This window comes from Flaviflexus equikiangi (assembly GCF_014069875.1).
GTDB lineage: Bacteria > Actinomycetota > Actinomycetes > Actinomycetales > Actinomycetaceae > Flaviflexus > Flaviflexus equikiangi.
The window spans coordinates 623,594-637,556 of sequence record NZ_CP059676.1; the positions used below are offsets into that span (position 1 = coordinate 623,594).

The following is a 13,963-nucleotide window of genomic DNA, read 5'->3' on the forward strand; positions in this document are numbered from 1 at the left end:
GGTGCATAAGGAAGAAGTAGAATCTTGCTCGACGTTAATCTCTTCGATGAGCTCCATATCTCGCTCGCGACCTCACAGGATGTTCACTCCTGGTCGCACGGCGAGGTGAGGAAGCCTGAAACCATCAACTACCGCACGCTCAAGGCAGAGAAGGACGGTCTGTTCTGCGAACGGATCTTCGGCCCCACACGGGACTGGGAATGCGCCTGCGGTAAGTACAAGCGTCCCCGCTACAAGGGGATCGAATGTGAACGCTGCGGCGTTGAAGTGACCCGCGCGAAGGTTCGCCGTGAGCGCATGGGCCACATCGAGCTCGCCGCTCCCGTCACCCACATCTGGTACTTCAAGGGCGTCCCCTCGCGCCTTGGATACCTGCTCGATATTGCACCGAAGGACCTCGAAAAGGTCATCTACTTCGCCGCCTACATGGTGACGGATGTCGATGAAGAGGGCCGTTCGGAAGCCATGCCCGAGCTTCGCGGCGAAGTGGACCTGGAACTCAAGGAGATTGAGAACCAGATGCACGTCGAAATCGAGAAGTGCGCCCAGCAGATGGAGCGCGATCTCGAGGAAGCGGAAGCCGGCAACGCGACCGCTCGTGAACGCAAGGCGATCCAGGAAGCGGGAGAGAAGGAACAGGCCCGCATCCGCAAGAACGCCGAGGTCGAGCGCGACCGCCTCGAAGAGGTCTGGGACCGCTTCATGAAGCTCAAGGTCGGAGACCTTGAGGGCGACGAGGACCTCTACCGCGAGATGTACGGCCGTTGGGGCATGTACTTCGAGGCGTCCCGTGGTGCGGAAGCCATCCAGGCCCGCCTGCGCACCTTCGATCTCGAGGCTGAGGCTGAAATCCTCAAGGAGACGATCTCGACCGGTACTGCGCAGCGGAAGACGCGTGCGCTGAAGCGGCTCAAGGTTGTCAACGCATTCCGGACGACCGGCACGAAGCCAGAATCAATGGTTCTCGACGTGCTCCCCGTCATTCCGCCCGACCTGCGCCCCATGGTGCAGCTCGACGGCGGCCGTTTCGCGACCTCGGATCTCAACGATCTCTACCGCCGCGTCATCAACCGCAACAACCGCCTCAAGCGCATGCTCGACCTCGATGCTCCCGAGATCATGGTGAACAACGAGAAGCGCATGCTGCAGGAGTCTGTCGACGCGCTCTTCGACAACGGCCGTCGTGGCCGCCCCGTCCAGGGTGCCGGCAACCGTCCGCTCAAGTCGCTCTCTGACATGCTCAAGGGCAAGCAGGGTCGTTTCCGCCAGAACCTTCTCGGCAAGCGCGTCGACTACTCCGGCCGTTCGGTCATCGTCGTCGGCCCCACGCTCAAGCTGCATCAGTGCGGCCTGCCGAAGGCCATGGCGCTCGAACTGTTCAAGCCTTTCGTCCAGAAGCGTCTCGTCGACCAGCAGGTTGCGAAGAACATCAAGGCGGCGAAGCGTCTCATCGAGCGCCAGCGCTCCGAAGTGTGGGACATCCTCGAAGAGGTCATCACCGATCATCCCGTGCTGCTGAACCGTGCACCCACCCTGCACCGCCTCGGCATCCAGGCGTTCGAGCCGCAGCTCGTCGAGGGCAAGGCCATCCAGCTTCACCCGCTCGTCTGTGCGGCCTTCAACGCCGACTTCGACGGTGACCAGATGGCAGTGCACCTGCCGCTGTCGGCAGAGGCGCAGGCCGAGGCCCGCATCCTCATGCTGTCCGCCAACAACATTCTCAAGCCGTCTGATGGTCGCCCGGTCACCATGCCCTCCCAGGACATGATCATCGGCCTCTTCCACCTGACGAGCGAGAACCCCATCACCGGAAACGACCGTCGTCGCTTCTCGGCCGTGGGTGAGGCTCAGATGGCGTTCGACAACGGCGAGATCGGCCTGAACGACACCGTCTTCATCCGCTTCCCGCAGCTCGTTCCGCCCCGCGGCTGGGTTGCTCCCGAAGGTTGGACCGACGGTGACCCGATCCTGCTCGAGACCACTCTCGGTCGCGCGCTCTTCAACGACGCTCTCCCCGTGCAGTTCCCGTACGTCAACGAGGTTGTCGACAAGAAGCGTCTCGGCGCGATTGTCAACGAGCTGGCTGAGCGCTACCCGAAGGTTGATGTCGGCGCATCGCTCGATGCTCTGAAGTCCACCGGTTTCTACTGGGCTGGTCGTTCCGGCATCTCCATCTCCCTTGCCGACATCGAGGTTCCCGACACGAAGGCCGGGATCCTGGAAGAGGCTGAGGAGCAGGCCGCGAAGATCGAGGAACTGTTCGAGAACGGTATGATCCAGGACGCCGACCGTCGTCGCGACCTGTCAGACCTGTGGACAGACGTGACCGAGAACGTTGCCCAGGAGATGAGGAACAACTTCACGGAGCGCAACTCGGTGAACCGCATGGTCACCTCCGGTGCTCGTGGTAACTGGACCCAGGTCCGCCAGCTGGCCGGCATGCGTGGCCTCGTGGCCAACCCGAAGGGCGAGATCATCTCCCGCCCGATCAAGTCGAACTACTTCGAGGGCCTCTCGGTTCTCGAGTACTTCTCGGCAACGCACGGCGCCCGTAAGGGAACCGCCGATACGGCTCTTCGTACCGCGGACTCCGGCTACCTCACCCGTCGTCTTGTCGACGTGGCCCAGGATGTCATCATCCGCGAGCACGACTGCGGCACCACCAAGGGTCTGACGAACAGCATCTCGTACGTCGACGAGACCGGCGTTCGCCGCCTCGATCCGACGGTCCCCACCTCGGTGTACGCACGGACTCTCGCTGCTGATGTCACCGACGCGGACGGCAACGTCATCGTCGCGGCAGGCACGGATCTCGGCGATGTCGAGATCGAGAAGCTGTTCAACGCGGACCTCGACGAAGTGACGGTGCGTTCCGTTCTCACGTGCAACTCGCGCTCCGGCGCCTGCGCCATGTGCTACGGACGTTCGCTGGCCACCGGCCTCCTGGTCGATATCGGTGAAGCCATCGGCATCGTCTCCGCGCAGTCCATCGGCGAACCCGGCACGCAGCTGACGATGCGTACGTTCCACACCGGCGGCGTGGCCTCGGCCGACGACATCACCCAGGGTCTGCCCCGTGTCCAGGAGCTCTTCGAGGCTCGTACCCCGAAGGGTGAGGCTCCCATCACGGAAGCAGCCGGCACGGTTGCGATCGAGGACGGTGAACGTTCGCGCCAGATCGTCATCAAGCGCGACGACGGCGGGGAAGACCTCTCCTACCAGGTGTCGCGTTCGTCGCGCCTCCTGGTCGAGAACGGCGCCCACGTGGGTGTCGGCGAGCAGCTGACGGAAGGCTCGGTGGACCCGAAGAAGGTTCTCCGCATCTCCAACCGTCGCCGCGCACAGCTCTACCTGGTTGAACAGGTGCAGGCCGTGTACCGCTCGCAGGGCGTGGAGATCCACGACAAGCACATCGAGGTCATCGTCCGCCAGATGCTGCGCCGCGTCACCGTCATCGAGTCCGGCGATACGAAGCTTCTCCCCGGAGAGCTCGCAGACGTCAAGGACTACGAGTCGGCGAACCGTGAGGCAGTGTCCCGCGGCGGCAAGCCGGCAACGGCCCGCCCGGAGCTCATGGGCATCACCAAGGCCTCCCTTGCGACCGATTCGTGGCTGTCTGCCGCATCGTTCCAGGAGACGACCAAGGTGTTGACCGAGGCCGCTCTCAACGCGAAGCGCGATCCGCTGAACGGTCTCAAGGAGAACGTCATCCTCGGTAAGCTCATCCCGGCCGGTACCGGCCTGGAGAAGCTCCGCGGCGTCACAGCCGAGCCGACCACGGAAGCACGTCTCGAGTTCGAGAAGATGACCGGCTTCATCCGCCAGGATCTTGACCCCTACGATTCGGGTCTTGACCTCGGGTCGGGCCTGTACGGCACCGGCTACTCGGGATATGGACCGGCTTTCACCGGTAACTGAGATCGATTATCCTAGATAGGGAATTGGCCTGTGTCGAGCACCACCGCTCGATACAGGCCAAACCTTTGACGTTCCGAGTCGTATCCGGCTAATCTGATAAACGGTGTTCGTTTCGGCGGACATTCCTCGCGCGCGGGAGTTGCACCCGCAGACGAGGAGATAGCTCGGCGTTGCTGCGATTGACCGGACTGTCACGGACTCGGATTCTTCCGTGTCCATCACCCATCAATTTTACTGAGCAGGAGATAGAGTGCCCACTATTCAGCAGCTGATCCGCAAGGGTCGGTCTACGAAGCCAGGCGCCTCCAAGACGCCGGCGCTCCAGGGTAGCCCGCAGCGTCGTGGGGTGTGCACCCGCGTATACACCACTACCCCCAAGAAGCCGAACTCGGCCCTTCGCAAGGTCGCACGTGTGCGCCTTTCGACCGGCATCGAGGTCACCGCATACATCCCCGGCGAGGGCCACAACCTCCAGGAGCACTCGATCGTGCTCGTGCGCGGCGGTCGTGTGAAAGACCTCCCCGGTGTCCGTTACAAGATCGTCCGCGGTTCCCTCGATACTCAGGGTGTCAAGAACCGTAAGCAGGCTCGTTCCCGCTACGGCGCGAAGAAGGAGAACAAGTAATGCCTCGTAAAGGCCCAGCTCCGAAGCGCCCCATTGTCGCTGATCCCGTTTACGGCCAGGAGATCGTCACCCAGCTCGTGAACCGCGTCCTCCGCGACGGCAAGAAGTCGACCGCTCAGGCGATCGTTTACGGCGCCCTGACCGGCGTCGCAGAGAAGTCCGGCCAGGATCCCGTTGAGGTTCTCAAGCGTGCGATGGAAAACATCAAGCCGGCTCTCGAGGTCCGTTCCCGCCGTGTCGGCGGTGCGACCTACCAGGTCCCGGTTGAGGTCAAGCCCGGCCGTTCCACGACCCTCGCTCTGCGCTGGCTCGTCGATTTCTCCCGCCAGCGTCGCGAGAACACGATGACCGACCGCCTCATGAACGAGATTCTCGATGCCTCCAACGGCCTTGGTGCCGCTGTGAAGCGCCGTGAAGACACGCACCGTATGGCAGAGGCAAACAAGGCCTTTGCTCACTACCGCTGGTAAGCGGCCGTCCGACTACCTCGAACCGAAGAGAGCTAAACAGTGGCACAGGAAGTGCTTTCCGACCTGACAAAGGTCCGCAATATCGGCATCATGGCCCACATCGATGCCGGCAAGACCACAACCACCGAGCGTATTCTGTTCTACACCGGTATCAACTACAAGATCGGTGAAACGCACGACGGCGCTTCGACGACGGACTGGATGGAAGACGAGAAGAATCGTGGCATCACGATCACCTCGGCTGCCGTGACCGCATTCTGGAAGAACAACCAGATCAACGTCATCGACACCCCCGGCCACGTCGACTTCACCGTTGAGGTGGAGCGTTCGCTCCGCGTCCTCGACGGCGCAGTCGCAGTGTTCGACGGCAAGGAGGGCGTTGAGCCCCAGTCGGAGACTGTTTGGCGTCAGGCGGACAAGTACAACGTGCCCCGCATCTGCTTCGTCAACAAGATGGACAAGCTGGGCGCGAGCTTCGAGTTCACGGTCGGCACGATCCGCGACCGCCTCAAGGCAACGCCCCTGATCGTCACCCTCCCCATCGGCTCAGAGGCTGAGCTTGCGGGCGTCGTGGACGTCATCCGTCGCGTCGCCTACCGCTTCCCCTCGGAAGACGAGAACGGTGAGAAGACCTACGGCACGCTCGTTGTCGAAGAAGAGGTTCCGGCCGACATGGTCGACGCAGTCGAGGCGGCTCGTAACGAGCTGCTCGAGTCCGTCGCCGAGACCGACGAGAACCTCCTCGACAAGTACCTCGGCGGCGAAGAGCTGACCGAGGCCGAGATCAAGGGCGCTATCCGCAAGCTCACGATCGCCGGCGAGGCCTACCCGGTCTTCTGTGGTTCCGCCTACAAGAACATCGGCGTCCAGCCGATGCTCGACGGAGTCATCGACTACCTTCCCTCCCCGCTTGACGTCCCCGCCATCGAAGGCCACGCCGTCAACAACGAGGAAGAGATCGTTGTTCGTCACGCCAACGAAGAAGATCCCTTCGCAGCACTTGCCTTCAAGGTTGCTGTGCACCCGTTCTTCGGCAAGCTCACCTACATTCGCGTGTACTCCGGTACCCTCGAGGCGGGCTCGCCCATCCAGAACTCGACGAAGGGCCAGAAGGAGCGCATCTCCCGTATCTTCCAGATGCACTCCAACAAGGAGAACCCGGTCGATGCGGCTCATGCGGGCCACATCTACGCCGTCATCGGTCTGAAGAACACGACCACGGGCGACACGCTGTGCGATGCGCAGAAGCCTGTCATCCTCGAGTCGATGACGTTCCCGGAGCCCGTGATCCACGTGGCGATCGAGCCGAAGTCGAAGGGCGACCAGGAGAAGCTGGGCACCGCTATTCAGCGCCTTGCTGAAGAGGACCCCACGTTCTCTGTGCGCCTGGACGACGAGACCGGCCAGACCGTTATCGGCGGCATGGGCGAGCTCCACCTCGATATTCTCGTGACGCGTATGCGCCGCGAGTTCAAGGTCGACGCTAACGTCGGCGCCCCCCAGGTTGCTTACCGCGAGACCATCCGCCGCAAGGTGGACAAGGTCGACTACACGCACAAGAAGCAGACGGGCGGCTCCGGCCAGTTCGCGAAGGTGCAGGTTTCCTTCGAACCTATGGCACCGACCGAAGACGGAGAAACCTACGAGTTCGTCGACGCCGTCACCGGCGGACGCGTTCCTCGTGAGTACATCCCCTCTGTCGATCAGGGCATCAGGGCAGCCATGGAGAACGGTATCCTCGCCGGATACCCGATGGTGGGCGTCAAGGCCACCCTCCTCGATGGCGCATACCACGATGTCGACTCCTCGGAGATGGCGTTCAAGATCGCCGGCCAAGGCGCATTCCGTGAGGGCATCAAGCAGGCGGATCCCGTCCTGCTCGAGCCGATCATGGACGTCGAGGTTCGTACTCCCGAAGAGTACATGGGTGATGTCATCGGCGATCTCAACTCTCGCCGCGGCATGATCCAGTCCATGGAGGATGCGACCGGTATCAAGATCGTTCGCGCCCAGGTCCCGCTGTCCGAAATGTTCGGCTACGTCGGTGACCTTCGCTCCAAGACGCAGGGACGCGCGGTTTACACCATGCAGTTCTCGACGTACGCGGAAGTTCCGAGGAATGTCTCCGAGGAAATCATCAAGAAGACCCGGGGCGAGTGAGCCTAGGTCGTTTGTAAGTAAAATAACCGACAGTAGAACGCTCGGCCCCGAGGATGCTCCTGTATCCTTTTAAGCGCAGAGAAACTACCCGAGTCCCCAGGAGGACAAGTGGCCAAGGCCAAGTACGACAAGTCCAAGCCGCATATGAACATCGGCACCATCGGTCACGTCGACCACGGTAAGACGACGACCACAGCTGCCATCTCGAAGGTTCTTGCTGACAAGTACCCGGATCTGAACGAGTTCACCCCGTTCGACCAGGTCGACAACGCTCCCGAGGAGCGTCAGCGCGGCATCACCATCAACGTCTCGCACGTCGAGTACCAGACCGAGAAGCGTCACTACGCACACGTTGACGCCCCCGGTCACGCTGACTACATCAAGAACATGATCACCGGTGCTGCTCAGATGGACGGCGCGATTCTCGTTGTCGCCGCCACCGACGGCCCGATGGCTCAGACCCGTGAGCACGTTCTTCTCGCCCGCCAGGTTGGCGTTCCGCAGCTCATCGTTGCGCTGAACAAGTCCGACATGGTCGACGACGAGGAGATCCTCGAGCTCGTCGAGATGGAGGTCCGTGACCTTCTCTCCTCGCAGGGCTTCGACGGCGACGAGGCTCCCGTCATGCAGATCTCCGCACTCAAGGCTCTTGAGGGCGACGAGAAGTGGGTTGCTTCGGTCGAGGCTCTCATGGATCAGGTCGACACCTACTTCGTGGACCCCGTCCGCGAGCTCGACAAGCCGTTCCTCATGCCCATCGAGGACGTCTTCACGATCACCGGTCGCGGCACTGTCGTCACCGGTCGTGTCGAGCGTGGCCAGCTGCAGATCAACTCCGATGTCGAGATCCTCGGCATCAAGGAGAAGGCAATGACCACGACCGTCACCGGTATCGAGATGTTCCACAAGCAGATGGATCACGCCGATGCAGGCGAGAACTGTGGCCTCCTCATCCGCGGCATCAAGCGCGAAGAGGTTGAGCGCGGCCAGGTCGTGTGCAAGCCCGGCACGATCACCCCGCACACCAAGTTCGAGGCGCAGACCTACGTGCTCAAGAAGGAAGAGGGCGGCCGTCACAACCCGTTCTTCTCCAACTACCGCCCGCAGTTCTACTTCCGTACGACGGACGTCACCGGCGTCATCACGCTGCCCGAGGGCACCGAGATGGTTATGCCCGGCGACAACACTGAGATGACCGTTGAGCTCATCCAGCCCATCGCCATGGAAGAGGGCCTCGGCTTCGCTATCCGCGAGGGTGGCCACACCGTTGGTTCAGGCAAGGTCACCAAGATCATCGCCTGATCTGAAGATCTCATAGGGCACAAGCCCTGACATACTCCCCGGGAGCTTCTGCTCCCGGGGAGTATTGTTTTCTTCGGATCAGAACTGGTCCAGCTCCGATACCCGCAGGAGGGGGAGGGCGGCCGCCACGGCGAGGCCCGCCCACACCCAGATCATCGCTGTCGTGCCCGTATAAGCTCCGACCGCTCCGCCGATGAGGGCGGAGATCGGCATGATCCCGAGCGTGATCGTCCGTTGAGCGGCACCGACAGAGGCGAGACGATGTCGGGGTGCAACGCGCGGAAGAACATCGGCGCCAGCAACGGACGAGATCGACACAAGCAGGTTCCACAAGAATGCCTGAAGCATGAGCCAGATGACCTCATGGCCGGGTAGCTGCCGGCAGTAGACAGCGAACAGGACGGCCGGGCCCGCGATGAGGGCGGAGCAGATGCGGAGGCGGCGAAGCCCGAACCGGGTGCTGAGGAGTGGAGCGACAGCAGAGCCGAGGACCGCACCGATCGATGCGACGACGCCCATGATCGCGAACACCGCTGGAGGGATCTCCAGATCTCGGAGTACCAGCACGGGCAGCATGGTGTTGCCGAGCATAACCCCTGCATTCGTCAATGCTGCCGAAACGGTCAATGCTCGTAGAGCCCTGCTAGCGAAGAGTATCTGGAAACCCTCGCGTGCGGGTATCGCTTGCGTCGTCTTTCTGGTCGGCTCGCTATCGACGACGATCTTCCGCTGGAACACGAGCGAAGCAGTGTACGAAACGATCGCGGTCATCATCATTCCGAGCACGCCGACGATGCTGAGAAGGAGGGATCCCACAAGGGAGGCCGCGGTCGTCGCTGATTGGCTCGTGACAGCAAGGCGTGAGTATGCAGTCTTCAACTGGGTCTCTGGGACGAGCACGGGGACGACTGTGCTCTCCGCGGTCGTCCGGCATACTCGGTTGCGCTGGCACCCCTCGCCGTGGAGATGAGCATCCTGGCGGTGGCGACGATTGCAACCATTCTCCTTTCGTTTGCAGTACTTCGCATTGGCAGTCACCTTCTATTCGCCGCCCTCGTAGCGCTGGTGCTTTGTTTCGTATCTGCCGTCGTCCTTGCCTACCTGCGCAGTATCGCGTCGTCGCTGCAGCAGTCGATTCATCGTAGAAACTGAGGGTTCATGATTATTGCGAATGCTGTTGGCTTTGACGTTGGTGACCATGTCATTCTTAATGAGTTCACGATAAGGGCAGATGAAGGGCGAATCACTGCACTGATTGGGCCCTCAGGAGCCGGAAAGACCACCGCTCTCAACATCCTTGGACTCCTCTTGCCACCGTCAGCCGGCTGGGTCGAGATCAGCGGTGAGAACGCCACCGAGTGGTCGCGGCATGAGAGACGGCTGTTCTGGCGTGATCGGGCAGCGTTCGTCTACCAGGACTCGGGAGTGATCGATGATCGGACCGTTGCCTTTAACGTGACACTCGAGCGCCCGCGACGCAGTCGGCGCGCTGAATCCGAGGCGCGCGTCAACCGCGTCCTCCACGAGGTTGGTCTGTCCGGTCGAGCCGCAGACAAGGCTGGAGTCCTCTCGGGAGGGGAGAAACAGCGGCTCGGTATTGCGCGCGCTCTCTACAAAGAAGCGCGGTGGGGTCTTTGCCGATGAGCCGACCGCGTCGCTCGACGATGCTAATAAGAGCTTGGTGATGGACCTGTTCACGATGCTTGCTGAGAACGGCACAGGCGTCATAGCCGCCACGCACGATCAGACGGTCATGACGCACGCCCACGACATCGTCGAGATATAGGGTTCCTTGCACCAGTCATCCGGTATGTTGCGCCAATTCGCCTGGGAGCGTTTCCACGATCACCTGGGTTGACCGCCGTAGAGAATCAGCTGATCTGTTCGCTGGGCTGAGGTGGGGAGACTCATCAAGGGTTCTCATGCTGGTCGATATGTGAATGGTGGTCGCGTACCCTGGCTCTATGAGCCTTGTTGACGTTTACCGCGCCTGCGGACTCGATTCAGAACCCGCTGCCATCCTCTGGGACATGGACGGGACGATCACGGACACAGAATCCCGGTGGGTTGATTACTCCCGTCACGTCGTTGAAGGGCGCGGCGGGACCTGGACGCAGGACGATGAGGCCGCTCTGCACGGCTCATCGACCGAAGACCATGCCGTGCATCTCCAATACATTCTGCGCCGCGATGGCGGGCAAGAAGCGGATCCGATGGTGCTCTTCGACGAGGTGGCCGGGCTTATGGCCGAACATGTCTATTCGGATCCAGATATCATGCCGGGCGCAATCGAGCTCCTTGACGCATTTGCGGCAGCGGGGATCCCTCAAGCACTCGTCACTGCCACTCCGATTGACCTGGTCGGACCCGCGATCGAGAGCCTGCCGAAACAGTACTTCGCTGCCCGCGTCACAGGTGACGAGCCCTTCCCCGGCAAACCCGATCCGGCGCCCTATGCGGCGGCGATGAGAAGACTCGGTGTGGCACCGGAGCACTGCCTCGCCTTCGAGGACTCTATCCCCGGCGCGACCTCCGCTGCCCGCGCCGGTGCCGCAGTTGTCAACGTCCTCAAAACTGAACTATCGGTTCTCGCCGCTCTGCTCTGATCCGCTGGTTGGAGCCTGACGCCACGGTGGGAAAAGGTGAGTGTCTGTCGTGCGGGAGATTCCGCTTGCGGCCATGAGCCCTCGCGGTGGGCCGAGGCTGGTTGATAGCCTCAAGGCGTGAATACGCAGATAGATTTTGAGTCCATCGACATTGGGTTCGGCACCTCCCCGCTCAAGGGAGACGAGGCCGCGTCGGCTGTAACGGCAGCGATCGAGGTTGGCTATACCCTGATCGACACCGCCTCCCGCTACGAGAACGAAGAAGCGGTCGGTCAGGGAATCCGTGACAGCGGCATCGCCCGGGATGACGTCATCATCCAAACGAAGCTGCGCGGACGCGACCATGGCAATGTGCGCGGAGCTCTCGAGCAGAGCCTGACAAAACTCGGAGTCGACTACATCGACGTGTGGATGATCCACTGGCCCCTCCCCATGCTCGGGCTCTACGCCCAGGCGTACGAGGAGATGGCCAAACTGCAGGAAGAGGGACTTGTCCGCGCCCTTGGCGTCTCGAACTTCCTGCCGGAGCATCTCGACGAGGTCGAGTCACGGACCGGTCTTGTCCCGGTCGTCAACCAGATCCAGATCGATCCTGGTATCCACCGCTCCGACCTCCGCCACGAGCTGACCCGCCGCGGCATCGCAATCCAGGCGTGGTCACCGTTATCCAAGGGAGGGGAACTTTTCGACGCCGAACCCGTCAAAGCAGCGGCAAATGCTCACGGAATCACGCCGTCGCAGGCGATACTCGCCTGGCATCGCGCCATCGGGACGATCCCGATCGTCCGCTCGACGAACGAGGAGCGCAGGAAGCAGAATCTTCATGCAGTGCAGGTGACGCTCTCTCCTGAGGAGGTTCGAGCGATCTCCGCTCTGCCGCAGCGTCCTCTCGGAGAGTGGGATCCCGCCACGCACGACGAGCGATAGAGGAAGACTGCCGGTCGATCGGAGTGATCGGACGAGGTAATGAGAGTATTCGCTCTGCACCTGCCTGGTTGCATGTGAGGGTTGGGTCATAGCCGTGCGGGCACTGGTCGCCTACACTGGTGACTTCTTGATGCTCAACAGCCCCGCGCGGTCCGACAGGTGAGACAGTTGGCGGTGCGGGCCAGCATCGATGTTTAATGAGACAACCATCCAGAGCAGCTGAGAGACCTGGGCTCGACGAAGCTGCAGCAACCGAGGAGAACTCGGTGCTACCGCCCGGACCGATGGAGGAATTCATGATCACCTTGGACGGCGTTCGCAAGGTATACCCGGGGCCGGTCGTTGCCCTCGACGGTATCGATCTGACGATCCCCGCGGGGGAGATCCACGGGATCGTCGGGGAATCGGGCGCAGGTAAGTCCACGTTGATCCGCTGCCTCACCGCGCTTGAGAGGCCGACCGAGGGACACGTGTGGGTCGATGGCGAGGACCTGTCCGCTCTCAATCCCACCGAGCTGCGTGCAGCCCGCCGCTCGATCGGCATGGTCTTCCAGGGCGGAAACCTGCTCGATGCTCGAACGGCAGGCCAGAACATCGCCTACCCGTTGAAAGTCGCGGGCCTTGATCGGGGCAAGCGTCGCGATCGAGTCCAGGAACTGCTCGACCTCGTCGGTCTCGGCGATCGCGGGAACTCCTATCCGTCCCAGCTCTCCGGCGGCCAGAGACAGCGAATCGCTATCGCCCGAGCACTTGCCGCACGTCCCGCCGTGCTGCTGTGTGACGAACCGACGTCGGCACTCGACACTCAGACCACGGACCAGATTCTCACTCTGATCAAGAGCGTGCGGGACCAGACGGGTGTCACCGTCGTCATCATCACGCATGAGATGGCGGTGGTGCGGGATACGTGTGACAGTGTGTCTCTGCTCGAGGGGGGCCGTGTCGTCCAGTCGGGGCGCGTCGGCGACATCGTGGCGGACACGTCGTCGCGTCTTGGCCGCGCCATCGTGCCACCGCCGAGCGTTGACAGCCCACCCCCGGGCAGGAGCCTCATCGATCTCGCCTTCACGTCTCGTCCGGGTGAGCCGGCCAGCTCCCACGTGCTCGCTGTTGTCGCTGAGCTGGGTGCTGACGTGACAGCAGGAACCTTCGAAACACATGGCGATTCTCAGATTGCCCGTCTCGTCATCTCGATCGAGTCGGAGAAGGCAGGCCACACGGTTGCGACATTGACCGATCGCGGCATCGATGCATCGGAGCGTGCAGCATGACATTCGCACTCGATGGGCTTCTCTGGCTAGACCAGCCTGTGATCCAGAATTCTCTATGGGATGCGACGGCTGAGACATTGTTGATGGTCGGCTGGTCGACTCTGGCCACGGTGCTGATCGGTCTCCCGCTCGGCCTGCTCCTTGTCACGACAGCCAAGACCGGCATCAGGCCCGCCCCGATCGTCAACCAGATCCTCTCCGTCATCGTCAATATCGGGCGCTCGATCCCCTTCATCATCCTCCTCATCCTGCTTCTGCCGGTGACGGATTGGATCATGCAGACGAACATCGGATGGCGGGGCATGGTCTTCCCGCTTGCCGTCGGCTCGATACCGTTCTTCGCGCGCCTAGTCGAAACAAACCTTCTTGCGGTCGATACGGGGAAGGTTGAGGCCGCTCAGATGATGGGGGCGACGCGGACACGGATCATGGCAGATGTCATGCTGCGTGAAGCCCTGCCCGGCATCATCCAGTCCATCACCGTCCTCATCATCATGATTATCGGCTTCTCGGCTATGGGTGGGGCTGTTGGCGGCGGCGGCCTCGGTGCGCTCGCCTACAACTACGGCTACCAGCGCTACCTCCTCGACGTCCTTGTCATCACCGTCATCATCATCACCGCCATCGTGCAGATCGTGCAGATGTTCGGAGACATGCTCAGCCGGTACGTGGACCACCGCTGAG

The 13,963-nt window shown here is 61.9% G+C and carries 11 protein-coding genes and 1 riboswitch; of the genes, 10 read left to right on the forward strand and 1 reads right to left on the reverse strand.

The features are described 5' to 3' along the window. Positions 1-24: 24 nt before the first annotated feature. The 5 genes from H2O75_RS02965 (at position 25) to tuf (ending at position 8,475) form a co-directional block, all read left to right on the forward strand. A complete protein-coding gene (locus tag H2O75_RS02965; RefSeq protein ID WP_182173441.1) occupies positions 25-3,918 on the forward strand; it encodes a DNA-directed RNA polymerase subunit beta' in 3,894 nt (1,297 codons plus the stop codon). 250 nt (positions 3,919-4,168) lie between these two features. After that, positions 4,169-4,543 carry a 30S ribosomal protein S12 gene (gene rpsL / locus H2O75_RS02970; protein ID WP_182173444.1) on the forward strand — a complete coding sequence of 125 codons (375 nt, stop codon included), beginning with the start codon at positions 4,169-4,171 and terminating at the stop codon, positions 4,541-4,543. Then, complete coding sequence (gene rpsG, locus H2O75_RS02975) at positions 4,543-5,013, forward strand: 30S ribosomal protein S7 (protein ID WP_182173446.1); 471 nt, start codon at positions 4,543-4,545, stop codon at positions 5,011-5,013. The genes rpsL and rpsG overlap by 1 nt, the downstream gene beginning before the upstream one ends. 39 nt (positions 5,014-5,052) lie before the next feature. Continuing rightward, positions 5,053-7,173 carry an elongation factor G gene (gene fusA, locus H2O75_RS02980; RefSeq protein WP_182173450.1) on the forward strand — a complete coding sequence of 707 codons (2,121 nt, stop codon included), beginning with the start codon at positions 5,053-5,055 and terminating at the stop codon, positions 7,171-7,173. A gap of 108 nt (positions 7,174-7,281) precedes the next feature. Then, the gene (gene tuf, locus H2O75_RS02985) at positions 7,282-8,475 is read left to right on the forward strand and encodes an elongation factor Tu (protein WP_182173453.1); all 1,194 of its coding nucleotides are present in this window, start codon (positions 7,282-7,284) and stop codon (positions 8,473-8,475) included. 78 nt (positions 8,476-8,553) lie between these two features. On the opposite strand, the gene H2O75_RS02990 is transcribed toward tuf, so the two are convergent. Continuing rightward, positions 8,554-9,375, reverse strand: coding sequence for an MFS transporter (locus tag H2O75_RS02990; protein ID WP_182173456.1), 822 nt, complete (start codon positions 9,373-9,375; stop codon positions 8,554-8,556). Between the two features lie 258 nt (positions 9,376-9,633). On the opposite strand from H2O75_RS02990, the gene H2O75_RS02995 reads away from it, so the two are divergent. The 5 genes from H2O75_RS02995 to H2O75_RS03015 all read left to right on the forward strand — a co-directional run bounded on the left by H2O75_RS02995 (position 9,634) and on the right by H2O75_RS03015 (position 13,962). Then, a complete protein-coding gene (locus H2O75_RS02995; RefSeq protein ID WP_204736341.1) occupies positions 9,634-10,119 on the forward strand; it encodes an ATP-binding cassette domain-containing protein in 486 nt (161 codons plus the stop codon). Between the two features lie 320 nt (positions 10,120-10,439). After that, the gene (locus H2O75_RS03000; RefSeq protein ID WP_182173459.1) at positions 10,440-11,081 is read left to right on the forward strand and encodes an HAD family hydrolase; all 642 of its coding nucleotides are present in this window, start codon (positions 10,440-10,442) and stop codon (positions 11,079-11,081) included. A gap of 117 nt (positions 11,082-11,198) precedes the next feature. Next, the gene (locus tag H2O75_RS03005; protein WP_182173462.1) at positions 11,199-12,008 is read left to right on the forward strand and encodes an aldo/keto reductase; all 810 of its coding nucleotides are present in this window, start codon (positions 11,199-11,201) and stop codon (positions 12,006-12,008) included. A 203-nt stretch (positions 12,009-12,211) separates the two neighbouring features. Next, positions 12,212-12,299: riboswitch (SAM riboswitch) on the forward strand. A gap of 5 nt (positions 12,300-12,304) precedes the next feature. Beyond that, the gene (locus tag H2O75_RS03010) at positions 12,305-13,279 is read left to right on the forward strand and encodes a methionine ABC transporter ATP-binding protein (protein WP_182173466.1); all 975 of its coding nucleotides are present in this window, start codon (positions 12,305-12,307) and stop codon (positions 13,277-13,279) included. Next, the gene (locus H2O75_RS03015; RefSeq protein ID WP_182173469.1) at positions 13,276-13,962 is read left to right on the forward strand and encodes a methionine ABC transporter permease; all 687 of its coding nucleotides are present in this window, start codon (positions 13,276-13,278) and stop codon (positions 13,960-13,962) included. The genes H2O75_RS03010 and H2O75_RS03015 overlap by 4 nt, the downstream gene beginning before the upstream one ends. Position 13,963: the final 1 nt, after the last annotated feature.

What these genes read in the sequence shown, in the direction of transcription:
- H2O75_RS03010 (WP_182173466.1), top strand. Translation starts at nt 12,305, where the DNA reads ATGATCACCTTGGACGGCGTTCGCAAGGTATACCCGGGGCCGGTCGTT.
- H2O75_RS02995 (WP_204736341.1), top strand. Translation starts at nt 9,634, where the DNA reads ATGATTATTGCGAATGCTGTTGGCTTTGACGTTGGTGACCATGTCATT.
- H2O75_RS03015 (WP_182173469.1), top strand. Translation starts at nt 13,276, where the DNA reads ATGACATTCGCACTCGATGGGCTTCTCTGGCTAGACCAGCCTGTGATC.
- rpsG (WP_182173446.1), top strand. Translation starts at nt 4,543, where the DNA reads ATGCCTCGTAAAGGCCCAGCTCCGAAGCGCCCCATTGTCGCTGATCCC.
- H2O75_RS03000 (WP_182173459.1), top strand. Translation starts at nt 10,440, where the DNA reads ATGAGCCTTGTTGACGTTTACCGCGCCTGCGGACTCGATTCAGAACCC.